General features: G+C 38.0%; 6 protein-coding genes. All 6 read right to left on the bottom strand.

Annotated elements, in window-relative coordinates:
- Positions 1-487: MFS transporter (locus tag AC22ZQ_RS12120; protein ID WP_318959032.1), on the bottom strand; the 487-nt coding region annotated here is incomplete at its 3' end.
- Positions 488-547: 60 nt separating this feature from the next.
- Positions 548-1,339, bottom strand: coding sequence for a metallophosphoesterase family protein (locus AC22ZQ_RS12125; protein ID WP_318959033.1), 792 nt, complete (start codon positions 1,337-1,339; stop codon positions 548-550).
- Positions 1,340-1,350: 11 nt separating this feature from the next.
- A complete protein-coding gene (locus AC22ZQ_RS12130) occupies positions 1,351-2,043 on the bottom strand; it encodes a hypothetical protein (protein ID WP_318959034.1) in 693 nt (230 codons plus the stop codon).
- Between the two features lie 3 nt (positions 2,044-2,046).
- Positions 2,047-2,781, bottom strand: a complete 735-nt coding sequence (locus AC22ZQ_RS12135; protein WP_318959035.1) for a GNAT family N-acetyltransferase — start codon at positions 2,779-2,781, stop codon at positions 2,047-2,049.
- Positions 2,778-4,133, bottom strand: a complete 1,356-nt coding sequence (locus AC22ZQ_RS12140) for a sodium:solute symporter family transporter (RefSeq protein ID WP_318959036.1) — start codon at positions 4,131-4,133, stop codon at positions 2,778-2,780. The genes AC22ZQ_RS12135 and AC22ZQ_RS12140 overlap by 4 nt, the downstream gene beginning before the upstream one ends.
- Positions 4,121-5,524 (bottom strand): SusD/RagB family nutrient-binding outer membrane lipoprotein (locus AC22ZQ_RS12145; protein WP_318959037.1); only part of this gene is annotated, 1,404 nt, incomplete at its 5' end. The genes AC22ZQ_RS12145 and AC22ZQ_RS12140, both read right to left, overlap by 13 nt.

Genomic DNA, 5,524 nt, shown 5'->3' on the forward strand with positions numbered 1-5,524 from the left:
CCGCCAATAAAGCAACCATACCCACAGAAAAATACCCCGAGAATTCATTCAGTCCCATTGCGAAACCTCTATCCTTCTCTCCTACCAAATCTATCTTCATTACTATTGTACTACTCCAAGTAAGGCCCTGATTTATCCCTAAGAGAACGTTGGCAAAAATCACCCAATTCCAACTCGGTGCATACATTAAAATTAAGGGAACAGGTATGGCTATCATCCACCCCGCTATCAATAGGTTTTTACGTCCAAATTTATTGGCCAATTTCCCTGTAAAATAATTGGTCATCGCCTTGGTAATTCCAAAGGCAGTGATAAAAGATAAAATTGCCGTGTAGGATTCCTTTCCAAAAACCTCGTGCGCAAAATCTGGAAATATCGTACGCTCTAATCCTACCATACCTCCAACAAAAGCATTTACAATTACCAAAATCGTAAATTGCTTCCAATTCTCCTTCAACCCTAGTTCAACTTTATCCTTCTTGCTCATAGTATTCAAATCGTCAAAAGTCTCAATTATAAGCAAAAAAAAGCGTAACTCTTGTTACGCTTAAAATTTCAATGGTTTTCCTTGCTCTAGCCGCTCCTCCTTTGGAAGGATTTCCATGTTATCCCAAAGTCCTGTTTCCAAGGTTTTTGCATAGGCTTCTGGCAAACCCTCTACTTGCATTTTTTCCTGAGCTTTCTTCCAATTATATTCGAAGGAACGGTGTTTTACCCTTTTTGTTTTTAAATCTACAAGGGCATACCACACATGAGAACGTCCATCATTTGCTGGCATTCCTATTACACCGGCATTTACCCAAAGTCCCGTTTCTAAACTTTGATAAAAAGGGATTCCACTATGTCCAGCCAATACTACATCCACTTGCAATTCTCTCATTATTTCTTCTTTATCTGCGGCGGGCGTAGATTTAAAAATGAATTGAGAAATATCTCTTAAACCACCATGAATCACTCCCACTTTGCAACCGTCGATTTCTAGGGTTATGGTTTCCGGCAATAACTTCATTTCATCCTTGGCTTTTTCATTGACATGAATTTGAGCGTAAGGAAACCAAGTTTGAGAAAAGTTTGAACACCTTGATCCTTCTTCGAAATTACAACCACAATCTTCTGCACCAGCAGAAAGTTGTTGTTCCACATTTCCTGCTATCCAGTGAATGCCCCAATCTTTTATCAGATCTATGGTCTCTTGGGGATTTCCACAATAACCAACAACATCTCCTGTACAAATTACACGAGAGGGTTCAAACCCCAATTCTCGTGCAATATCTTTCATTTTTTGTGTAGCCTGAAGGTTACTGTAAGGTCCTCCAAATACAAGGATTTCGTTCTCCATTATTTCGCTATTTATTCTTTTGGTGTAGAACGTTTAGACTTACTTTTATACTCTCCAAACCCCACAGAGGCTTTGATGTAAAACAAAGATTTCACATGTGGACCACCTTTGAGTTTATCTTCGGTAGTAAGTTCTACCCACCTTCTAGAAACATAGGGTAATTGTGTTCCAATTTTAAGACTATAGGTAAAAGATGAATTAAACTGGAAACCAATTCCTAAATCCGCTCCGTGCATTCTGTTGTCTAAACTTACGTAGGCTTTATTCTGCGTTAAATAACTTTCAAAATCTGTAGCGGCCTGATCGAATCCCTCATAAGTGTAATTATAATTCAGTAAACGATAACCGATGTAAGGATAAAGGTCCCAAGTATCTTTTTTGATTAAGCTATAACCATAGGAGAAAGCAACAGTAGAAAGGGTATTCTTCACTCTGTAATTAGTTTGTTCTTCTTCTTTAGAATTTATTGAATAGTCAATGCCATAAACATGTTGTCCATATTTCCCATTCAAATTAAAACCAAAAAGGACTTCTGGCAAACTGCCTTTTTCTAAAGACTTACTGTTTAAATAGGTGTTAAACTGACCTCTTTGAAAATCAACATACTCCATTTGAAACCCATAAGAAATCCCTTTGTAATTTTCGCTTTGAGCATTCACAAACAATGAGCTCAAAAGCCCTAAACCAAGTAATAATTTTTTCATAATTTAATCGTTTAAAGTGTAAAAAACATCTACCTCATCCAGAACAGTGAAACCAAAATGATCGTAAACTTTTTTCCCTTGAGGAGTAGCTTGTAAAACCAGTGTATCCAAATCCATCTTCTTACTCAAGTAAAACGCATATTGCGTAATTAAGGAGCCCAAACCTAAATTTCTATACTCCGGTAAGGTTACCACAAAATAGAGTCCTAAGGTATTTTCATAAGGATGAAACATGGCCGCGCTTACCGCTTGGTTTTGATGATGACCTAGAACTAAAATAATTTCTTGGTCTTGTAACATCTTCCCAAAGGCGTTATGGTTCAAATTCCTTTCCGCCAACAAGGTATTTTCTACCAAATCCATCCATCGTTTAAAATCATGTTCGTTCTCAACCGTTTTCAATCGAGAAAAATCTGCGTTTTGAGGTAAGGAAAAGTCTGTACTTTCCGCCTCCATTTGATACCAAACACCGTGCCTTTTATAGGTTCTTTTTAAATCTTCAACAAGTGTTTTATCACTCACAAAGCGAGGTAATAACAGTGTGATTGGTTTTCCTATGTCTTCAATATTCCTTTTTGTAAGCTCTGAGAACCGAAACACATTCACCCCTAAATTGGGCCAGGCAGAATGAGCAGAACTATATGCTGTCAAATCCTCAAATTTCACCTTTGTTGCAATACCATACTTACACGTTAGGTCCAACAAATGTTCATAGTTCTTCACCCAATTCGATTTCACTTTTTCAGTTTTAAGCCAAAAGGTAAGAAATATAAAAACACACAAAAGAGGACTCCAAAAATATTTGCCCACAGTAATGAAGCATAAGGACCTTCTGTAAAAATTAGAACATTAGGAAATAAATCCATCGCGTGTAATATTCCAATTGATATTCCTCCCAGTACACTCGTATAAAAGCTTAAGGAAGGGGCTTTCAACCACCAAAACAGGAAAATGGGTGTTAGACCGATTACCATCGTTCCACTTACAGTGGTTGCAGACAAGACGGTAGGATTAAAAAAAATAGGGATACTGCCCAATACAGCCACGATGACCATAGTTACTCTACCCACCTTCACAGAAGTTCCTACTCCTAAATCTATAGCAATTAATTTACTAAAAGATGCAAATGAAGAATCTAAGGTTGAAGCTGCGGATACGATCATAATAAAATTGATGAGCAGCAAAAGCACGGGACCAAAGATTTTACCATAATCTGCTAAACTTCCCGGTTCCATCCCTTGCATTTTCCCAAAAATCCCAAGAAAACTAAATAAGAATATACATATTCCTCCCAGTATACCTGCAGCAATAAAACTCCACAGCATAACTTTGGGTTGGGTAATGAAAGCCCTATCGGTCATCACCGGATCGTGAAAGGGGTAACTTAAAGATTGGAGCAGCGCTGCAAACAACAGATTTATTCCGCCGTCATAAGAAAAGGAACCACTTGTTGCTATTTCTGAAAATTGAAAGCTTTCCTCTTTCATTAAAAAACTGAGGATTACCGTTAATAAAACAGCGAACAAACCCATTTGTATTAGGTCTGAAAAAATGGAACTTCTTAATCCACCCTTGAGGGTATAGGCCAATGTTAAAGCCGTAAAAACAAGGATTGATGAATAGTAAGCGGTTGTTCCTCTTTCACCAAAATAACTGCCTATGACCATGGTGTTAGACCAAATTTCATTAAACAATCGAAAAGCTATAATCAAAGAGAAAAGTTGCAGTGCACCTCTTCCATAACGTTCATTTAAAAACACATGAATACTCTTGAGGTTACCCTTCACACGCATGTAGTAAATAATTATTCCTGCTACAATAAATGAAAGGTAATAGGCCGCATAGGCCAATCCACCAACGGCTCCAAATTTGTTCCCTAAATCGCTCGCATTTGCTATTGATTTTGCAAATACCCAAGAGATGACCAAACTCCCAGTAAGCATGAACCAATTGGGTTGCTTATTGAGGTTTTGAGCCGCAAAAAATTGCGCACTCGTTTTGGACCATGGAGAAAGAAAAAAAAGTGCGACACTAGAGGCTATTACTAATCCCCATTGCCACACTTCTATGTTATTTACTATTGTTCCCACCAACCTTTACTGTTGTAATTATCTCCACCAATTTCGCTAACGGCATCAGAATAATTGCTACCGTTTACTGCTTGTTCCGTAGAGGGATATGCATAACGCACAGGATACACATCTCCGTTTAAATTATCTGCTGGAATTGTTAAAGAAGGATAACCTGTTCTACGGATATCAAACCATGCTTCATAACCATTCATAAAAGAATTGATCCACTTTTGGGTCATAATTCGTTCTAGGTTGTCCACTCCATTCAATACCACATCTGCTGAAAGTAAGTAATTATTAGGAAGAGCTACTTCGAAATAATCAAAAGATGCTTGAATACCTTCCTCGTAATACGCTTGAGGACTTCCTGAAATCCACCCTTTTTGAGCTGCCTCAGCTAAACAGAACTGTAATTCTGCATAATTCATATACACCGCTTTCATTCCGTCTGGAATATCACGAAGAAAACTTCCCATCAAAGAGATATCATTCAAATCGTAATTATTTTGATTGGCTCTGCTTAAACCGTTAGGAATTCCTTTGAATTCTGAGGTACCATTTTGCTGACTCAAATTTGTAGGCTTATAAAAACGCCCTACTCTATCATCAGATAATCCACCCATGATATTTTCGGCATTTTTACTCATACGTACATCTACATACCTACCTTCACGTTCTGTAAAAATCACCCATTGATTCGGTGATGAAGTTAAGTATGGTAATACCGCATTGTCTTCATTCCCTTGGAAGAAATTACCTTCAGTGACAATTTCTTGCAGCTCTACACTTCCATCATATTGATTAGAAATCCTTAGCAAATAACGCACGCGCAATGCGTTGGCAAACTTGATCCATTTGTTCAAATCGCCGTTGTACAGTATATCTCCCTCTATACTATGGTTTGTAGTCTCCAATATATCTACTGCAGTCCTGAGTAAATCTAAAATTCCACCTTCTTTTAAATAGATGTCTTCTTGACGGTCAAAGGCAGGGGTGAAATTTCCTTCACGTTCCCCTTCTAAAGCTTCGAAATAAGGTACATTGGTCCACAAATCTGTTAGCAAAGAAGCTTGATGCGCTTGTAAAATATCAGCAACAGCTCTATACGCTTCATTACTTTCTTCTGCTTCCCTTACCGATTTCAAATCATTAAGCAAACGGTAGGTTTCATTCCACAAACCTTCATTGTTACCCAGGTCATACCTATCCACAGGTAAAAATTCCAAATTTGCTGAATGTTGCGCCAAAAGCGCCCCGGCGTGCCATCCCCAATACGCTTGGTTGTCGGCACTTTCTGCAATAACATTTGAAAGTAAAAACTGCGGGTGCACATCTTCTGGTGCATTCGGGTTTACGTTGTATTCATCAAACTTTTTACAAGAAAAAGCCAAGAATACGCTAACTATTAA

The sequence above is a fragment of the Lishizhenia sp. genome, assembly GCF_057456495.1.

Bases quoted from the DNA above. Each gene is read 5' to 3' on its own strand.
- AC22ZQ_RS12125 (WP_318959033.1), bottom strand. From the start codon at position 1,339: ATGGAGAACGAAATCCTTGTATTTGGAGGACCTTACAGTAACCTTCAG.
- AC22ZQ_RS12130 (WP_318959034.1), bottom strand. From the start codon at position 2,043: ATGAAAAAATTATTACTTGGTTTAGGGCTTTTGAGCTCATTGTTTGTG.